This window comes from Mesorhizobium sp. WSM3866, assembly GCF_002294795.1.
Lineage (GTDB): Bacteria > Pseudomonadota > Alphaproteobacteria > Rhizobiales > Rhizobiaceae > Mesorhizobium.
Genome location: NZ_NSGC01000005.1, coordinates 160,795 through 176,876 on the forward strand (window position 1 = coordinate 160,795; position 16,082 = coordinate 176,876).

The 16,082-nt window shown below is 63.7% G+C and carries 19 protein-coding genes and 1 pseudogene; 14 read left to right on the forward strand and 6 right to left on the reverse strand.

From position 1 onward, the window contains the following. Positions 1-3 precede the first annotated feature (3 nt). From mobA to CK222_RS13880, 8 genes are all read left to right on the forward strand, one after another. Positions 4-636, forward strand: a complete 633-nt coding sequence (mobA, locus tag CK222_RS13845) for a molybdenum cofactor guanylyltransferase MobA (RefSeq protein WP_067320002.1) — start codon at positions 4-6, stop codon at positions 634-636. Then, positions 633-1,148 carry a molybdopterin-guanine dinucleotide biosynthesis protein B gene (mobB, locus tag CK222_RS13850; RefSeq protein WP_067319999.1) on the forward strand — a complete coding sequence of 172 codons (516 nt, stop codon included), beginning with the start codon at positions 633-635 and terminating at the stop codon, positions 1,146-1,148. The genes mobA and mobB overlap by 4 nt, the downstream gene beginning before the upstream one ends. 152 nt (positions 1,149-1,300) lie before the next feature. After that, complete coding sequence (locus CK222_RS13855) at positions 1,301-2,086, forward strand: ABC transporter substrate-binding protein (RefSeq protein WP_067319995.1); 786 nt, start codon at positions 1,301-1,303, stop codon at positions 2,084-2,086. 79 nt (positions 2,087-2,165) lie between these two features. After that, complete coding sequence (locus tag CK222_RS13860; RefSeq protein ID WP_066992752.1) at positions 2,166-2,882, forward strand: ABC transporter permease; 717 nt, start codon at positions 2,166-2,168, stop codon at positions 2,880-2,882. Then, entirely contained in the window at positions 2,879-3,703 is an 825-nt protein-coding gene (locus CK222_RS13865; RefSeq protein ID WP_067319992.1) for an ABC transporter permease, read from the forward strand. Before CK222_RS13860 ends, CK222_RS13865 begins: the two co-directional genes overlap by 4 nt. Positions 3,704-3,816: 113 nt before the next feature. Further along, a complete protein-coding gene (locus CK222_RS13870; RefSeq protein ID WP_095800736.1) occupies positions 3,817-4,686 on the forward strand; it encodes an NAD(P)-dependent oxidoreductase in 870 nt (289 codons plus the stop codon). Positions 4,687-4,692: 6 nt separating this feature from the next. After that, positions 4,693-5,397: a DNA alkylation repair protein gene (locus tag CK222_RS13875; protein WP_067319986.1), complete on the forward strand. Its 705-nt coding sequence runs from the start codon at positions 4,693-4,695 to the stop codon at positions 5,395-5,397. Between the two features lie 67 nt (positions 5,398-5,464). Further along, the gene (locus tag CK222_RS13880; RefSeq protein ID WP_066992741.1) at positions 5,465-6,037 is read left to right on the forward strand and encodes a DUF3299 domain-containing protein; all 573 of its coding nucleotides are present in this window, start codon (positions 5,465-5,467) and stop codon (positions 6,035-6,037) included. A gap of 42 nt (positions 6,038-6,079) precedes the next feature. Here the strand turns inward: CK222_RS13880 and CK222_RS13885 are convergent, their stop codons facing one another. From CK222_RS13885 to CK222_RS13900, 4 genes and pseudogenes are all read right to left on the reverse strand, one after another. Next, positions 6,080-6,571: an Lrp/AsnC family transcriptional regulator gene (locus CK222_RS13885; protein WP_067319982.1), complete on the reverse strand. Its 492-nt coding sequence runs from the start codon at positions 6,569-6,571 to the stop codon at positions 6,080-6,082. A 108-nt stretch (positions 6,572-6,679) separates the two neighbouring features. Then, positions 6,680-7,385: pseudogene (locus CK222_RS13890) on the reverse strand (uracil-DNA glycosylase family protein). Beyond that, entirely contained in the window at positions 7,325-7,936 is a 612-nt protein-coding gene (locus CK222_RS13895) for a glutathione S-transferase (RefSeq protein ID WP_095780510.1), read from the reverse strand. The pseudogene CK222_RS13890 and the gene CK222_RS13895 overlap by 61 nt, the downstream one beginning before the upstream one ends. Before the next feature lie 117 nt (positions 7,937-8,053). Continuing rightward, complete coding sequence (locus CK222_RS13900) at positions 8,054-8,677, reverse strand: thermonuclease family protein (RefSeq protein ID WP_095777701.1); 624 nt, start codon at positions 8,675-8,677, stop codon at positions 8,054-8,056. Between the two features lie 75 nt (positions 8,678-8,752). On the opposite strand from CK222_RS13900, the gene CK222_RS13905 reads away from it, so the two are divergent. Continuing rightward, positions 8,753-10,273 (forward strand): HAMP domain-containing sensor histidine kinase, encoded by a 1,521-nt coding sequence (locus CK222_RS13905; RefSeq protein ID WP_095800738.1) that lies wholly within the window; start codon positions 8,753-8,755, stop codon positions 10,271-10,273. Here CK222_RS13905 and CK222_RS13910 read toward each other — a convergent pair. Beyond that, positions 10,270-11,283 (reverse strand): nicotinate-nucleotide--dimethylbenzimidazole phosphoribosyltransferase, encoded by a 1,014-nt coding sequence (locus CK222_RS13910; RefSeq protein WP_095800870.1) that lies wholly within the window; start codon positions 11,281-11,283, stop codon positions 10,270-10,272. The two genes, CK222_RS13905 and CK222_RS13910, sit on opposite strands and share 4 nt — an antisense overlap. A gap of 167 nt (positions 11,284-11,450) precedes the next feature. Here CK222_RS13910 and CK222_RS13915 point away from each other — a divergent pair, with 167 nt between their 5' ends. Together CK222_RS13915 and CK222_RS13920 are read left to right on the forward strand one after the other, a co-directional pair. Continuing rightward, positions 11,451-11,681: a DUF1289 domain-containing protein gene (locus tag CK222_RS13915; protein ID WP_066992723.1), complete on the forward strand. Its 231-nt coding sequence runs from the start codon at positions 11,451-11,453 to the stop codon at positions 11,679-11,681. Positions 11,682-11,709: 28 nt separating this feature from the next. After that, positions 11,710-12,414, forward strand: coding sequence for a TIGR02281 family clan AA aspartic protease (locus CK222_RS13920; protein WP_095800739.1), 705 nt, complete (start codon positions 11,710-11,712; stop codon positions 12,412-12,414). 95 nt (positions 12,415-12,509) lie between these two features. Here CK222_RS13920 and dusA read toward each other — a convergent pair whose 3' ends face one another. Then, the gene (gene dusA, locus CK222_RS13925) at positions 12,510-13,508 is read right to left on the reverse strand and encodes a tRNA dihydrouridine(20/20a) synthase DusA (protein WP_095800740.1); all 999 of its coding nucleotides are present in this window, start codon (positions 13,506-13,508) and stop codon (positions 12,510-12,512) included. A 423-nt stretch (positions 13,509-13,931) separates the two neighbouring features. Here dusA and CK222_RS13930 point away from each other — a divergent pair, with 423 nt between their 5' ends. From CK222_RS13930 to CK222_RS13940, 3 genes are read left to right on the forward strand one after another with little or no spacing between them, the layout of a single operon-like run. Beyond that, a complete protein-coding gene (locus CK222_RS13930) occupies positions 13,932-14,993 on the forward strand; it encodes a glycosyltransferase family 2 protein (protein ID WP_095800741.1) in 1,062 nt (353 codons plus the stop codon). After that, positions 14,968-15,660, forward strand: a complete 693-nt coding sequence (locus CK222_RS13935; protein ID WP_095800742.1) for a class I SAM-dependent methyltransferase — start codon at positions 14,968-14,970, stop codon at positions 15,658-15,660. The genes CK222_RS13930 and CK222_RS13935 overlap by 26 nt, the downstream gene beginning before the upstream one ends. After that, positions 15,638-16,081, forward strand: coding sequence for a GtrA family protein (locus CK222_RS13940; RefSeq protein WP_095800743.1), 444 nt, complete (start codon positions 15,638-15,640; stop codon positions 16,079-16,081). The genes CK222_RS13935 and CK222_RS13940 overlap by 23 nt, the downstream gene beginning before the upstream one ends. The last annotated feature ends 1 nt before the right edge of the window (position 16,082 follow it).

Below are 16,082 nucleotides of genomic sequence, written 5' to 3' on the forward strand. Positions count from 1 at the left end.
CCGATGGATCGAAGCGTTGCAGGCATCATCCTGGCGGGAGGCCAATCGCGCCGCATGGGCGGCGGCGACAAGACGCTGCTTTCGCTGGGCAAGGTCAGGCTGATCGAGCATGTCGCCGCGCGTCTCACACTGCAGGTCGCCACGCTGGTGCTCAACGCCAACGGCGATCCGGCACGGTTTGCCGGCACCAACCTTCCGGTGCTTGCCGATACGATAGAGGACCATGCCGGCCCGCTCGCCGGCATCCTCACCGGCCTCGAATGGGCGGCAGCGGACACGGGCTACCGGTCGCTGGTCAGCGCGGCCGGCGACACGCCGTTCTTCCCTGGTGATCTCGTCGAGCGATTGGCCGTTGCCGCTCGGGCACGGCCGGGCGCGATCGCGGTCGCCAGTTCCGACGGCAGGTGGCACCCGACCTTCGCACTCTGGCCGCTCGGCCTGCGCGATGCCCTGCGCCATTTCCTGGTTGAGGAGGACAATCGACGGGTCTCGGCCTTCATGGATCGGCATGGTTTTGTCGAGGTGGAGTTTCCGATGCTCGAAGCCGGAGGCGAGCGGATCGACCCGTTCTTCAATATCAACACGCCCGACGATCTTGCGGAGGCCGAGCGTCTGTTGCAAAGACTTGAGCCATGAGACGCGTGTTCGGCATCACCGGCTGGAAGAACTCCGGCAAGACGACCCTGACCGAGAAGCTGGTCGCCGAACTGGTTCGGCGCGGCTGGACGGTCTCGACGGTCAAGCATGCCCATCATGACTTCGACATCGACAAGCCCGGCACAGACAGTTTCCGCCACCGCCAGGCCGGCGCGATGGAGGTCGCGGTCGTCTCCGGCCGGCGCTGGGCATTGATGCACGAACTGCGCAACGAGGACGAGCCGACGCTGGACGACATCCTGGCGCGGCTGGCGCCCTCGGACATCGTGCTGGTCGAAGGCTACAAGCGCGAAGCACACCAAAAGATCGAAGCGAGACGGCTGGAGGCCAAGGACCGGACGCCGCTTTCGATCAACGACCCGAACATCGTGGCTGTCGCCGCCGACTTTCCGGTCGAAGGCGAAAAGCTGCCCGTCTTCAACCTCGACGATACGAAATCGATAGCCGATTTTATCGAGCGCGCGACCGGTCTCGTCAGTCCAGCCAAGTAACGCAGCGGCACACGGCGATTGCCGTTTGCTGTTGTTTTGCAGTTGCTTTTTTCTTGCAAAGAGTGGGAGTATCCCGCGCAGCGGGCGGTCAAAAAGGCTCCGCCCACAAGAGCCGCACGGGACAGCGGCCATGACAATATGAGAGGATTATCATGCGTATTGCACTGCGTATCGCGCTTGCCGCTTCGGCCGCGCTGCTGACACTTGGCGTTGCCCAGGCTCAGGAAAAGACCCTGAGGATCGGCACCGAAGGCGCGTACCCGCCCTTCAACAACCTGACCTCGGACGGCCAGCTGGTCGGCTTCGACATCGACATCGCCAAGGCCCTCTGCGACGAAATGAAGGTGAAGTGCACCTTCGTCGCGCAGGATTGGGACGGCATCATCCCGGCGCTCCAGGCCGGCAAGTTCGACGCCATCGTCGCTTCCATGTCGATCACGCCAGAGCGCCAGGAAAAGGTCGACTTCACCCACAAATATTACAACACGCCGTCGGCGATCGCCGTGCCGAAGGATTCGCCGCTCAAGGGCGTCACCAAGGAGGACCTCGCCGGCAAGACGATCGGCGTCGCCACCACGACAACCCACTTCAACTATGCCTCGAAGACCTACACCGACAGCACGATCAAGGGCTATCCGAGCAGCCCCGAGGAACAGGCCGATCTCGCCAATGGCCGTCTCGACGCCATCGAGGACGACATCGTCGTGCTGCAGCAGTGGCTGGATTCGCCCGACGGCGCCTGCTGCAAGATCCTCGGCCAGCCCTCGCCGCAGCCGGTCGAGATCTTCGGACCGGGCGCCGGCATTGCCGTGCGCAAGGGCGAGACCGACCTGGTCAACAAGCTGAATTCCGCTATCGACGCTATCCGCAAGAGCGGAAAGTACAAGGAAATCAACGACAAGTACTTCAAGTTCGACGTCTACGGCGCCGAGTCCTGATCATTTGCGCCCAGGGCGGTGAGGATCACCTCGCCGCCCTGCCTCCATTCCGGGATCGCCACGGAGACACGCCCCGCCAATGCCAGCCCAAAGCATTTGGACACTTCTCAGTTGGGGACCGGATGGCTGGAGTGACGACATTGCGTCTGGTGTGCTGGTCACGGTCGCGCTGGCGCTTGCGACATTGCCGATAGGCCTGGCGATCGGGTTCTTCGTCGCCTTCGCCAAGCAACACGAAGAGCCCGCGCTCCGGCTCGCAGCCAACATCTACACCACTGTTTTTCGCGGCCTGCCCGAGCTGGTGACGCTGTTCCTGTTCTTCTTCGGCATGCCGCTGCTGCTGCAATATGTCGTCCGCCTGTTCGAGCCCGAGGCGACAATTGACGTGAACAGCTTCATTGCCGGCATGATCGTGCTGGCGCTGATCTTCTCCTCCTACGCCAGCGAAGTCTTTCTCTCCGCCTTTCGCGCCATTCCCAAGGGCCAGTATGAGGGCGGCTACGCCATTGGCCTTTCGAAATGGCAGACGATGCGCCTGGTGATCCTGCCGCAACTGCTGCGCATCGCCTTCCCCGGTCTGGAGAATTGCTGGCTCAGCCTGCTCAAGGACACCTCGCTGGTGTCCGTCGTCAACCTAGCGGAAACCCTGCGCAATGCCGGTGTCGCGGCGCGCGTCACCAAGCATTCCTTCCTCTTTTACAGTGTCGCGGCGCTGGTCTTCCTTGTGCTGGCCATCCTGTCCTCGGTCGCCACCGGCTATATCCAGCGCTCGCTCGGGCGGAGGGAGGCTCGATGAGCGTCAGCCAGGCTATTGCGGTTGACAGGCCACCGCCCCGGGCTCGCGGCTGGCCGCGCGTGCGCATCATAGGCTACGCGCTGGTCTGCCTCTGGGGCCTTTTCGGCATCGGCATCGTGGCCTATCTGGTCCACGCCTGGAACGCCGATTTCTTCGCCAGATACGCGCCGGCCTATCTGCAGGGGCTCGCAACCACCCTGTCGCTGGTCTCCGTTTCGATGGTGGCGGGCGCTATTCTCTCGTTGCCGGTTGCCTACGGCCGGATGTCCAAGAACCGCATCCTTTCCGGATTGGCTTATTGCTACGTCTACTTCTTCCGCGGCACCCCGCTGCTCGTGCAGACCTACCTCGTCTATTACGGCATCGGCTCGTTCCGCCCCGAGCTGCAAACCGTCGGACTATGGTGGTTCTTCCGCGAGGCGTTCTACTGCGGCGTCTTTGCCTTTTCGCTCAACACCGCCGCCTATCAGGCAGAGATCCTGCGCGGCGCCATCGAAAGCGTTCCGCGGGGCCAGTGGGAAGGCGCGGCCTCGCTCGGCCTGCACAAGCTGCAGACGCTGCGCAAGGTGATCATGCCGCAGGCGATCATCGTGGCGCTGCGGCCTTACGGCAACGAGCTCATCCTGATGATCAAGGCTTCCGCGATTGTCGCCATCATCACCGTCTACGACCTGATGGGCAACGCGAAGCTCGCCTACGCAAAATCTTTCGACATCCAGGCCTATATCTGGGTGGCGATCGTCTACCTAGTGCTGGTCGAGATCCTGCGTCACGGCGTCGAATGGATCGAACGCCGGATCACCATTCACCTCAAACGATAGAGCGTCGTCAGCGGACGGGCCTGCACCAGTCGATGCGGCTTTGCGCGCCTTGACGAATTTTTCGCATAGCCTAGACCTTCCGCCACTGAAGTCTCTTGTTGGAAGGCAGGCTTATGGCATCGGTTGCATTTCTCGGTCTTGGCGTCATGGGCTATCCGATGGCCGGGCACCTCAGGAACAAGGGCCACCACGACATCACCGTCTATAACCGCACGACCGCCAAGGCAGAGCAATGGGTCGCCCAGCATGGCGGCAGCCTGGCGCTGACACCGGCCGAGGCGGCCGAAGGCAAGGATTTCGTCTTCTCCTGCGTCGGCAATGACGACGACCTGCGCTCGGTGACGACCGGCGCCAGCGGCGCCTTCGCCGCGATGAAGAAGGGCTCGGTCTTCATCGACAACACGACAGCCTCGGCCGAAGTCGCGCGCGAACTGGCCGAAGCCGCCGGAAAGGCCGGCTTTTCCTTCCTCGACGCGCCGGTGTCGGGCGGCCAGGCGGGCGCCGAGAATGGCGTGCTGACCGTCATGGTTGGCGGCGAGCAGGCCGCCTTCGACAAGGCCAGGCCAGTCATCGATGCCTATGCCCGCATGGTCGGGCTGATGGGACCCGCGGGCGCCGGCCAGCTCACCAAGATGATCAACCAGATTGCCATTGCCGGCCTCGTCCAAGGGCTGGCCGAAGGCATCCATTTCGGCAAGAAGGCCGGGCTCGACATTGAGAAGGTCATCGAGGTGATCTCCAAGGGCGCTGCCGGCTCCTGGCAGATGGAGAACCGCCACAAGACGATGAACGCCGGAAAATATGATTTCGGCTTCGCCGTCGACTGGATGCGCAAGGATCTCGGCATCTGCCTCGCCGAGGCCAACCGCAACGGCGCCAAGCTGCCAGTGACCGCGCTGGTCGACCAGTTCTACAAGGACGTGCAGGACATGGGCGGCAGGCGCTGGGACACGTCCTCGCTGCTCGCCCGCCTGGAAAAATAGACGGCGATGGTCCTGCCCGATCCGAGCTGGAGCGCCGACGAGATCGTCGCCCATCTGCGTTCGATCGGCAGCGAGAAAAACCGCGCCGGCATGGCGCGATTCGGCATCAACACGAGAACCGCGCTGGGCGTCGGCAATTCCGATCTGCGGCCGCTGGCGCGCAAGCTGAAGAAGAACCAGGAACGGTCGCTGCTCTTGTGGGACACCGACATTCGCGAAGCGCGATTGATGGCCGCTTTCACCGGCGAGCCGAAGAAGCTCGACATCGGTCAATGCCGGCGCTGGGCCGCCGATTTCGACAGTTGGGAGATTGTCGATACCGTTGCCGACCTGTTCGCCGAAACACCGTTCTGGCGTGAGCTGGTCGAGGAATTCGCCAAGGACGAGCGCGAGTTTGTCCGCCGCACCGCCTTTGCCATGCTGGCCTGGGCGGCGGTGCATCTGAAGAAGGAGCCGGACGCGAGCTTCCTCGCTGCTCTGCCGCTGATCGAGAGGCATGCGGGCGATCCGCGCAACTTCGTGCGCAAGGCGGTGAACTGGGCACTGCGGCAGATCGGCAAGCGGTCGAGGGCGCTGCACGCCCCTGCCCTTGCGCTGGCCGAGAAACTGGCGGCGTCGTCCGACAAGACGGCACGCTGGATCGGCAAGGACGCGGTGAAGGAGCTTTCCGACGTCAAACAGCTCGAACGGCTCGCGACCACACGACTGTGATCTCAGCGAAGTAAGCTCACGACGCTTTTACTCGCTTCCGAAATGGGACTGGCGGAGGATGACCACCATGAGCAGGCGTTTCAGATCAAGCGCGACGCTGGCGATCGTGCTTATGCTCGCCACCGCGAGAGCCGACGCCGCGGCCGACGTCGCGCATATCTTCTGGAAAGACTTGCGCCCGGCGACGCAGGCGGTCGCCGAGGACGCCAACCTGCCGATGATCGCGGCAAAACTGCCCGATCACGGTGAGACACTGTCGCTCAATCTGCAGGACAAGACCGTTCAATTGTCCGGCTACGCCTTGCCGGTCGATCGCGAGGGCGACCTCGTCTACCAGTTCCTGCTGGTGCCTTGGACCGGCGCCTGCAGCCACATGCCGACGCCGCCGCCGAACCAGATCGTGCTGGTAACGCCGGCGCATCCTTACAGGATGGCGGAGGCATACCAGCCGGTCTCCGTCACCGGCGTGCTGAAGCCCGGCATGGAGAAGAGCCAACTCTTCATCCTGGACGGCGTCTTGATCGTGCAGTCCGGCTATACCGTGCGCAAGGCCGAGGTGGCTGATGTCGACAGCGTGCCGGACGCCGTCACGCTCCCGGTCAACTCGCCGTGGAATTTCCTCAACAAAAAGAAGAACTAGGTCTCGCAACTTCGCGCATAGCGGGAAGCGCGAGCGCCGTGCTCAGGCCGCGTTGGCCCCCGACTCCTTGTCCAGGATCATGTAGTCGAGCGGGATCTCGGTCGTGTACTTGATCTGCTCCATGGCAAACGAGGACGACACGTCGCGGATCTCGATCTTGGCGATCAGCCGCTTGTAGAAGGCGTCGTAGGCGGCAATGTCGGGCACCACGACGCGCAAGAGGTAATCGACGTCGCCGCTCATGCGGTAGAACTCGACCACCTCCGGAAATTCCTGGATGACCTCGGAGAAGCGCCGCAGCCATTCATGGCTGTGCGAATTGGTGCGGATCGAAACGAAGACGGTGACGCGCACATTGACCTTCTCATGGTCGAGAATGGCCACGCGCCGCTGGATGACGCCCTCTTCCTCGAGCTTCTGGATGCGCCGCCAGCACGGCGTGGTCGACAGGCCGACTTTCTTGGCGACATCGGCGACCGCAAGCGTCGCGTCCTCCTGCAGGAGGCGAAGAATTTTTCTGTCTAGGCGGTCCATGGGAAGGCTCCAGCGGAATAGTTTGGCTATAATCCTTTTTATCAGGCCCTTTCACAAGAAAGAAATTCTGCCAATGCCGGCAAAAGCGAGTGATTTCTTGCAAGATGCCTAATTGAGGCGATAGCGGATTTCCGAGCGCAGGAATGGCAGCAAATCCATTTCAAACCACGGATTCTTCTTCAGCCAGCCGGTGTTTCGCCATGACGGATGCGGCAGCGGCAGCACTTTCGGCCCGGCTGCAGCATCCCAGACAGCGCGCCAGTTTCTGACCGTTTCCGTCAGCGACGGCCCACGCGCCGTGCCCATGTGCCAGGACTGCGCATAACCGCCGATCGTCAGCACCAGATCGATCTGCGGCATCAGCGCCATCAGATCGGCGCGCCAGGCGGTGGCGCATTCGCGCCGCGGCGGCAGGTCGGCGCCCTTGGTGTCCTGGCCCGGAAAGCAGAAACCCATCGGCACGATGGCGAATTTTTCCGTGTCGTAGAACTCGTCGGGGGTGACGCCGAGCCAGTTCCTCAAGCGATCCCCGGAAGCGTCGGTGAACGGCATGCCCGAGATGTGGACTTTCGTGCCCGGCGCCTGGCCGGCAAGCAGGATGCGGGCCTTCGACGAAGGCACAAGCACCGGGCGCGGCTGATGCGGCAGGGGCCGGCCGCGCGGCTGCTCGACACAGATGCGGCAAGCCCGCACCTTGGCGGCAAGGCTCTCCAGCGCTTCGCTCATGTCCGGCGGGTTCTCCAAAAACAAGCCTCAAGCAGCAGCGCTTGGCCGGCTGGAGAGCGCTGCGTGCCAGCGCAGCACATTCCCGCATTCCTCAGGCACCTTGATGCGTGCCGGCTTCATGAAATCGATGGCGATCAGCCCGGTGATGTCGGCGACCGAATAGGTGTCGCCGGCGGCAAATTCCCTATCCGCCAACTCCCGGTCGAGGAGATGCAGGAACTCGATGGCCTTCGGCTTGTTGGCCTCGCCCCATTCCGGGATCTGCGGCACCTCCCATTCCTTCATTGCCGGATGGATGTGCCGGAACGCGGCGGCCACGCAGCTCATCAGGTTTAGCTCCAGACGCCTTTGCCACATCTCCACCATGGCCTTGCCGAGCGCGCCTGTTCCGAACAGGGCGGGCTCGGGATGCAACTCCTCGAAATAACGGCAAATGGCGATGGATTCGGTGATGATGGTCCCGTCGTCGAGTTCGAGCACGGGCAGCCGCCGCAGCGCATTGCGCGACGCCACCGGCTCCTTGCGATGCTCCAGCGCGCCCATGTCCACGGGCACCAAAGGGACGGCTAGCCCCTTTTCAGCCAGGAAAACCCGAACCCGCCTGGGGTTGGGCGCCCGGCCGCCATCGAACAGCTTCATTCTAGTCTCCGATCTTCATGCCAATCTTAGGGCGCGCTGCAATGCATGTCGCCCAAAACTGCATAGCGGTTTGGCAAGACCACATGTTGGCAAACAGAGCATCCCCCGAAGCGGGCATCACCAGAAACGAACAAGCTCACGCAACGCATCGCCGAGCGAAGCCAGTGCGCCGTGCTTCCTTTCGACGGGTTGATTGTGATGGCTGTCGCGCCAGTCCTGCGGCTGATCGAAGGAGCCAGCCCAGATGCCCACCTTGGCAGCCCGCGCGACGGCCTCCTCGGTTTCGAAGTCGCCGAAGGCGACGGCCCATCCGGACTGTACCTGCGCGCGGTTGAGGTCCGTGTCGCCCGCCTTGCAGTCGCCGAGCAACCGGCCGTAGCGGTCGCGCTGCCAGCCGCTGCAGGAGACCGGCCTGTCGGCGATCAGCCGCACCAGCGACTGCCGCGCAAGCCTGCCGCAGGCATAATCGGCCCCGTCCTTGCGGCACGTCTGTGTGTATTCCGGCGCGTCGATGCCGCGCATGCGGATGCGCTCGGCGCCAAGCGTGATCGAATCGCCGTCCCTGACGATGGCCGTGCCTTGCTCCTGTCGCGTCTCGAACCGGTCGAGCCGCGCCGCCACCAGGATGGACAGGCCAAGCAGGACCACGGCCAGCCCGTAATCCAGAAGCCTGCGCAAAAGGCTTCGCGGAGGCCGCGGAACATAGCGCCGGCGCGGTCTTCGCGACCAGGAACGGCTCATATGGCAAACAGTCTCTTAATCATTCGAACGTAGCTTAACGAACTGAAAATCGCTGCGCGCAGAAATTGAACTTGCATGCCTTTGCTACGCTCGGACACAGCGGACAAATTCATTGTGGACCGCAGGAAACCGCATCGCAACAGCGATGTGGCGCGCGCGGTGCGCAGGACGCGTGACCGTCTTTCGCAGCAGGCCGGCAGCCTCGATTTCGACCGCGAGCTGCTCAAGCTGCATGCACGCGCCATGGTGGTCAGTGCGGCCGCGATTCCTCTGCTTGTGCTTGTGGTAGCGGCCATCGGCCGCTTCGCGGGCCTGGGCAACCAGGTCGCCGTCTGGGCTCTCTTCACGCTGCTTTGCTACGCCATCGTCACCTTCATGGCGCGACGCGTCGAGCGCACGGAGGCGGCCGAGCTCGACCCGGTGCAGACGCGCCGCGATTTCCTGATCGGCCATTCGCTTTGCGGCCTCGGCTGGGCCTGGTTCGCCTGGCTGGACTGCGCCATATGCCAGGTCGACCAGTTCCATGTCGTCAAGGCCATGGCGCTCCTGGTCGCCATGGCGACGACTGCGGTGATGGCATCGTCCCTGGGCGGCGCGCTGCTGGCGACCTTCGCAGTTCCCGTGGCGGTCTATGTCTATGCCGTCCTGCGCCTGTGGATGCCGATCGAAGGGATCATGGCGGCGCTTCTGGTCGCTGCCCTGCCCTTCTTCGGCTACGTCGCGCGCCATCTCAACCAGTCATCCTGGATGCTGCTCTCCTTCCGCTCCGAGAAGGACGCGCTGATCGCCGAGGTGGAGACTGCCAAATCCATGTCCGACGAGGCCAGGCGGCGCGCCGAGGACGCCAATCTGGCGAAGTCGCGCTTCCTCGCTTCGATGAGCCATGAGCTCCGGACGCCGCTCAACGCCATCCTCGGTTTCTCCGAAGTGATGGCCAATGAAGTGCTCGGGCCGATGAACAACCCGACCTATCGTGATTACGCGCGTGATGTGCACGAATCCGGCCAGCATCTGCTCGATCTGATCAATGAGATCCTCGACCTGTCGCGCATCGAGGCCGGCCGCTACCAGCTCAACGAGGAGCCGGTGGCGCTGGTGACGATCGTCGAAGATTGCTGCCATATGATGGAACTGAGAGCCCGCAACAAGGACATCCGCGTCATCCAGGAGTTCGAGACCGCGCTGCCGCGCCTGTTCGGCGACGAGCGTGCCATCCGGCAGATCGCGCTCAATCTGCTGTCCAATGCCATCAAATTCACGCCGTCGGGTGGCGAAGTGCGTGTGCGCGTCGGCTGGACGGCGGGCGGCGGTCAGTACATCTCGGTCAAGGACAACGGTCCCGGCATTCCGGAAGAGGAAATCCCAGTGGTGCTTTCCGCCTTCGGCCAGGGCTCGATCGCCATCAAGAGCGCCGAACAGGGAACGGGCCTCGGACTGCCGATCGTGCAGGGTCTGCTCGACATGCATGGCGGCGAGTTCGAGCTGCACTCCAAGCTGCGCGAAGGCACCGAGGCCATCGCCATCTTCCCGCTGAGCCGAGTGATGGAGGAATTGCCCGCGCTGCCGACCAAGGCTGTCGCCGCCCGCCGGCGTTAGCTCCGGGACGCCGGTTGGACCCGAACCGCCGCCGCCATACCGGAGCTCGTGAGCGCCGCGGCCTTGACGAGACCGGCGGCAAGTCCAGCCCCAACTCCTTCGCCGTGACTGACAGCAAGATCGAGCAGTGGCTCGAGCCCAAGCCGTTCGGCGACTTTGGCTTGGCCCGGCTCCGGCGACAGGCTGGCAAGCAGGCAGTGGTCGATCGCGGAAGGATAGGCTTTGTGCAGAACCGCGGCGGCAGCCGTCGCGACGAACCCGTCGAGCAGCACAGGAATCTTCTGCATGCGGGCTGCGAGAATGGCGCCGCAGATTGCCGCGAACTCGCGCCCGCCGACGCGGCGCAAGGCTTCGAGCGGATCGCCGAGACCGGCGCCGTGGAAAGCAAGCGCCCGGTCGACCGCTTCGGTCTTGCGCGCCATCATCGCCGTGTCCGCCCCCGATCCAGGTCCAACCCAGTCGGACCCCTTGCCGCCGAAGAGGGCAGCGCTGAGCGCGGCCGCGATGGTTGAATTGCCGACGCCCAGATCGCCAAGGCAAAGAAGATCGGCGCCGCCCGCGACCGCTTCCATGCCGAAGGCCATGGTGGCGGCGCAGCCGCGCTCGTCGAGGGCCGCTTCTTCCGTGATGTCCCCGGTCGGAATATCCAGCGCCAGGTCGAAGACCTTCAGGCCGAGATCGTTGGCGATGCAGATCTGATTGATCGCCGCACCTCCGGCGGCGCAGAGTTCGACGGCATTGGCGGTCGCCGAAACCGGCCGCGGCGAAATGCCATGCCGAACGGCACCGTGGTTGCCGGCAAAGATCGCCACAAGCGGACGATTGAGGGCCGGCGGCGCACGCCCGCTCCAAGCGGCGAGCCATGCCGCGACATCTTCAATCCGGCCAAGCGAGGCGTTCGGCTTGTCGGCCTTGGCAAACAGGGTGCGAACGCGGGTTTCGGCGGCGGCGTCCGCCGGCGGCAGCGTTGCCAGCAGAGTGCGGAAATCGTCGAAAGGCTTTGCGGTCATATCGAATGCGGTCTCTTTGCAGGAACAGCCAGCGGCATAGCCGCCTTCACCGCCTGGCACAACACAACCGCCCGGCAATGCCGCGAAAGCGCCGGTCGACGGCGCATCGCGAAGGGCTTGCATTGGCGTTGCGGTTGCACCATGTGGAGTGAAGGCAAGAGAACAGCATGACCGCCATCGAGTCTCCCTGCATACTCGTCTGTTCCATCGACATGAAAACCGGCTTCTGTTTCGGTTGCGGCCGCACGCGCGATGAGATCGCCGGGTGGATCGCGATGACGCCGGAAGTCCGGCGTGCAGTCATGGCCGAGTTGCCGGCGCGGCTGGAGACGGTCGAACGCCGGCCCCGCCGCGAGACGCGGCGCGCCCGCATGGCGCGCGAGCGCGGCGTGCTGTGAAAGAGCTGGCTGTAAGAAAGGGCTGGCCATGAATCGCCTGTTCTGGGTCGTCATGCTGGTGATCGGCGCCGGCTTGATCCTGCTGATGATGAATGATTCCGCCGGCCGCACCTTCGGCATCGAGAACAACGATTTCAGCAGGCTGATCTGGGTTGGAGTCCTGGTGGCGGTAATCGGCGCCAGCTTTATTCGCTCTGGCCGGCCGCTCGGTGACATGGCGCGCAACTTCGGCGTCTGGGCGGCAATCGTGCTGGCGCTGATCGCCGGCTACCAGTACCGCTACGAGCTGCAGGATGTTGTCAGCCGCGTCACCGCCGGCCTTGTTCCGGGAAGCCCCTTGGCGCTTGGCGTCGATAGTGGCCGTGCCACCGTGACGCTCGACAAGGCCGGCAATGGCCATTTCGAGGCGCGAATCCTCGTCAACGGCAGGCCGGTGCGCACGGTGGTCGACACCGGCGCGACCAGCACGGTGCTGACGGCGGAGGACGCCCAGGCGGCCGGCTTCAACCCAGCGGCGCTCAGCTACACCGTGGACGTCTCGACCGCCAACGGCATGGCGCGTGCGGCAACGGTCAGGACCGACGAGATGGCGATCGGCGGCATCGTGCGCAAGGATATGCCGGTGATGGTCGCGGCGCCCGGCATGCTCGAGCAAAGCCTGCTCGGCATGAACTTCATCGGCTCGCTGTCGGGTTTCGAGGTGCGGGGTGACCGGATGATCCTGCGCGACTAGATTCCCGCCTATCCGCCCCGAATTTCGTCTAGACAAACAGATGGAGCGGTTCGCCGTTTCTGTGGAACGGTGAAATGCTCTGCCGCCGATCCGCCTCAAGCGGCTTCGGTTTCCGCCGCCACGAAATCTATTGCCGCGAACGCCGTATTCAGCACCTCTGGCCCGGCGCCGGGTCTGTTGGCGTCGGTGGACAAAATCTGCCGGTAGCGGCGCGCGCCCGGGAGACCGTGGAACAGCCCGACCATATGGCGCGTGACATGGCCGAGCCGTCCGCCCTTCTCGATGTGACGCGCGGCGTAAGCGGCCATGGCGTCCATCAGCGCCGCGTAGTCGAAAGCGACCGGCGCCTCGCCGTAAAATGCGGCATCGATGCCGGTGAGGATGCCGGGCGTATGATAGGCCGCGCGGCCGAGCATGACGCCGTCGACATAAGCGAGGTGCGCCTCTGCCTCGTCAAGGGATTGAATGCCGCCGTTGATGCCGATGAATTGGTTGGCCTTCCTGGTCTTGAGCCGATAGACGCGCGGATAGTCGAGCGGCGGGATCTCGCGGTTTTCCTTGGGACTAAGCCCCTCCAGCCACGCCTTGCGGGCGTGCACCCAGAGCGCATCGGCGCCGGCCGTCAGCACGCCGTCTGCGAGCGTGTCGAGAGCGGGTTCGGGGTCCTGGTCATCGACGCCGATGCGGCATTTGACCGTAACGGGGATTCTCACCGCCGCCTTCATCGCCGCGATGCATTCGGCGACCAGCACCGGCGTCTTCATCAGGCAGGCGCCGAAAGTGCCCGACTGGACGCGGTCGGACGGACAGCCGACATTAAGATTGATTTCGTCGTAACCGAACGCCTCGCCGATCACCGCCGCTTCGGCAAGCTTTCGCGGATCCGAACCGCCAAGCTGAAGCGCAACCGGATGCTCGGCACCGTCGAAGCCGAGCAGGCGCTCGCGTGCGCCATGGATGACTGCGTCCGCCACCACCATTTCCGTGTAGAGCAACGTGCGACGCGTCAGCTGACGGTGAAAGAACCGGCAATGCCGGTCCGTCCAGTCCATCATTGGTGCTATGGCTATTCTGAAATCTTGATACTTCGACATTTTTTTGTTGTTTCAAAAATGTTGGGCCACGTCGTGTGTGGTCTTTTCCCCCACGGGACGGGCCGTTTTTCCGGTTTCCGATGCGTCCGTGCACACGGGGCGCAGACGAATTGGACACCTTCCCTAAACTAAAATCCGGCTCTTGGAGAGCCCAGGTTCGTCACGGGGCATCTCAAGAAAGGTTTTGCGCCGCAGGAACGCCGAGATCGGCGCACGATGCAGCGCCGATCTTTCGCGATCTGGTGGCGCTCCATCCGCCTGAAAAAGATGGGCATCAAAATCCTCGATCCAAGGACTTCTGTCGGTACCCGGTTTAGATTTCAACCGAACGTTGCGCGCCTTTTTTGGCGAGGAACAGCGCCATTTCTTCCGCAATTAGCGCCTGCTTATGGAACTTTCTGGCCGGTGTTCCATTGCAATCCCATGCAAGAATCTGTCCAGCGGATCCGGACGCGGGCACCGTCCCTACGCTATTCATTGGTGCTGCCGATATACAATGAGGAGGAGGTGTTGCCCCGGCTGGTCGAGCGGATCAGCGCACTGACCGCAAAACTGGACGGAGACACCGAAGTCATCTTCGTCGACGACGGAAGCAGCGATCGAAGCGTGAGCTATTTGCGCGGCATGGTCGCCGCCGAACCGAGCTTCCGCCTGATCGAGCTCTCCCGCAACTTCGGCCACCAGATCGCCATCAGCGCCGGCATGGAAGCGGCCTCCGGCGAGGCCGTCATCGTCATGGACGCTGACCTGCAGGATCCCCCCGAGGTCGTTCTCGACCTGGTGGCGAAGTGGAAGGACGGCTTCGAGATCGTCTACGCAAGGCGCGTCAGCCGCAAGGGCGAAACCTGGTTCAAGCGCGTCACCGCCAGCCTGTTCTATCGGCTGCTGGAGAGGATGACACCGGTCGAGATCCCGCGCGATGTCGGAGACTTCCGCCTCGTCGGCCGGAAGGCGCTGGACACGTTCAAGCGCATGCCAGAGCACGACCGCTTCGTCAGGGGCATGTTCGGCTGGATGGGTTTCAAGCAGGCGGCGGTGCCGTTCGAGCGCCCGGCGCGGACTCTTGGTGAAACCAAATACCCGTTCTGGAAGATGATGCGGCTTGCCATCCATGGCATCATCGGCTTTTCGGAGCGGCCTCTGCAACTGGTGCTGTTGACCGGGTTGGCCATCTCCGCTCTCGCCCTGGCGTTCGGCGCATACGCCATCGCGGCCTGGATCCTCGAAACCGGCGTGATTGCCGGCTGGACATCGACGGTGGTGATCGTGTCGCTGCTAATCGGCATCAATCTTTTCATGACCGGCGTGATGGGCCTTTACGTCGGCAGCATCCATGCCGAGGTCAAACGGCGCCCGCTCTACGTTATCGAAAGGCTGAGTGGCTTCGACCGGCCGATGCGCGTCGCCTCCCGCGACAAGCGCGCTTCGTTTCGCAAGTCCAGGAACGGGGTCACGGCGGATGTCCGAACTCTTCGACAGCTATAGGTCCAGCTACAGTGAGGCAGTCGAGGGCTCGATCCGGTTCTCCGGGCTGCGCCATGATTTCTTCCTGCGTGCCAAGGCCGAGCTTCTGCGACGACTGGTCCTCGAGCAGGACCTCCGGCGGGGCGGCGCAGGCGTGCGCGCGCTCGATGTCGGTTGCGGCGTGGGCTCGCTTCATCCGCATCTCGCCGATGTCTTCGATCGACTCGACGGCTGCGACGTGTCGAAGGAATCACTCGCGCGTGCCAGCGCTGAGAACCCGCACGTCGCGTACAGCGTGTGCAACACCTCACGCCTGCCTTACGCGGATGGCATGTTCGACCTGGCGTTCGCCAGTTGCGTCGTCCACCACGTGCCGCCTCAGTCGTGGCTGGATTTCTTCCGCGAGATGCGGCGCGTCGTTCGGCGAGGCGGACTTGGCTGCATCATCGAGCACAATCCCTACAACCCGCTGACCCGTATGGCGGTGTTGAGATGCCCGTTCGACAAGGACGCCGTCCTGCTCCGCGCTGGCAAGGCGGCATCGCTGCTTGAGCAGGCGGGCTTCCGCGACGCGCACTGCGAGCATTTTCTGCTCCTGCCGTCGGCCAAGCCGCTTGCCCGGAAACTGGAAAGCGCGCTCGCTTGGCTGCCGCTCGGAGCGCAGTATGCCTGTGTCGCCCGCGCCTGAGAATCGTCCCGTCGCCGGCACGGAGCTCCTGGGGCGCTTCGCTTCAGTCGGCCTTGTCGCCACAATCCTCTATGCCGTCCTGACCGCAATCTTTGCCCGATCGGATTGGCTCGGCCTCGCGCCCGTCGAAGCCTCGCTCGCCGCTTACGCGGCCGCCGCCCTGTTTTCCTATCTGGCGCACAAATCCTTCACCTTCATGTCGGCCGGCTCGCACCGGTCGCAGGCGCCGCGTTTCGTATTGCTGACGATTGCCGGCCTCGCTATGGCTTACGCGGCACCGTACCTGCTGACGGTGACATTCGGCCTGCCGCTCGCCGTTCCCGTTCTCCTCACTTCCTTGGCCATCCCAGCGCTTAACCTTCTTGTGCTCGATCGCTGGGTCTTTGCAGAGCGCCGCCTGCGCGATGACGGGCCGTCCTGAG

Bases quoted from the DNA above. Each gene is read 5' to 3' on its own strand.
- CK222_RS13905 (WP_095800738.1), top strand. From the start codon at position 8,753: ATGCCTTTGCTACGCTCGGACACAGCGGACAAATTCATTGTGGACCGC.
- CK222_RS13915 (WP_066992723.1), top strand. From the start codon at position 11,451: ATGACCGCCATCGAGTCTCCCTGCATACTCGTCTGTTCCATCGACATG.
- CK222_RS13935 (WP_095800742.1), top strand. From the start codon at position 14,968: ATGTCCGAACTCTTCGACAGCTATAGGTCCAGCTACAGTGAGGCAGTC.
- CK222_RS13910 (WP_095800870.1), bottom strand. From the start codon at position 11,283: ATGACCGCAAAGCCTTTCGACGATTTCCGCACTCTGCTGGCAACGCTG.
- mobA (WP_067320002.1), top strand. From the start codon at position 4: ATGGATCGAAGCGTTGCAGGCATCATCCTGGCGGGAGGCCAATCGCGC.
- CK222_RS13930 (WP_095800741.1), top strand. From the start codon at position 13,932: ATGCAAGAATCTGTCCAGCGGATCCGGACGCGGGCACCGTCCCTACGC.
- CK222_RS13860 (WP_066992752.1), top strand. From the start codon at position 2,166: ATGCCAGCCCAAAGCATTTGGACACTTCTCAGTTGGGGACCGGATGGC.
- CK222_RS13865 (WP_067319992.1), top strand. From the start codon at position 2,879: ATGAGCGTCAGCCAGGCTATTGCGGTTGACAGGCCACCGCCCCGGGCT.
- CK222_RS13875 (WP_067319986.1), top strand. From the start codon at position 4,693: ATGGTCCTGCCCGATCCGAGCTGGAGCGCCGACGAGATCGTCGCCCAT.
- mobB (WP_067319999.1), top strand. From the start codon at position 633: ATGAGACGCGTGTTCGGCATCACCGGCTGGAAGAACTCCGGCAAGACG.
- CK222_RS13870 (WP_095800736.1), top strand. From the start codon at position 3,817: ATGGCATCGGTTGCATTTCTCGGTCTTGGCGTCATGGGCTATCCGATG.
- CK222_RS13885 (WP_067319982.1), bottom strand. From the start codon at position 6,571: ATGGACCGCCTAGACAGAAAAATTCTTCGCCTCCTGCAGGAGGACGCG.
- CK222_RS13900 (WP_095777701.1), bottom strand. From the start codon at position 8,677: ATGAGCCGTTCCTGGTCGCGAAGACCGCGCCGGCGCTATGTTCCGCGG.
- CK222_RS13880 (WP_066992741.1), top strand. From the start codon at position 5,465: ATGAGCAGGCGTTTCAGATCAAGCGCGACGCTGGCGATCGTGCTTATG.
- CK222_RS13920 (WP_095800739.1), top strand. From the start codon at position 11,710: ATGAATCGCCTGTTCTGGGTCGTCATGCTGGTGATCGGCGCCGGCTTG.
- CK222_RS13940 (WP_095800743.1), top strand. From the start codon at position 15,638: ATGCCTGTGTCGCCCGCGCCTGAGAATCGTCCCGTCGCCGGCACGGAG.
- CK222_RS13895 (WP_095780510.1), bottom strand. From the start codon at position 7,936: ATGAAGCTGTTCGATGGCGGCCGGGCGCCCAACCCCAGGCGGGTTCGG.
- dusA (WP_095800740.1), bottom strand. From the start codon at position 13,508: ATGTCGAAGTATCAAGATTTCAGAATAGCCATAGCACCAATGATGGAC.
- CK222_RS13855 (WP_067319995.1), top strand. From the start codon at position 1,301: ATGCGTATTGCACTGCGTATCGCGCTTGCCGCTTCGGCCGCGCTGCTG.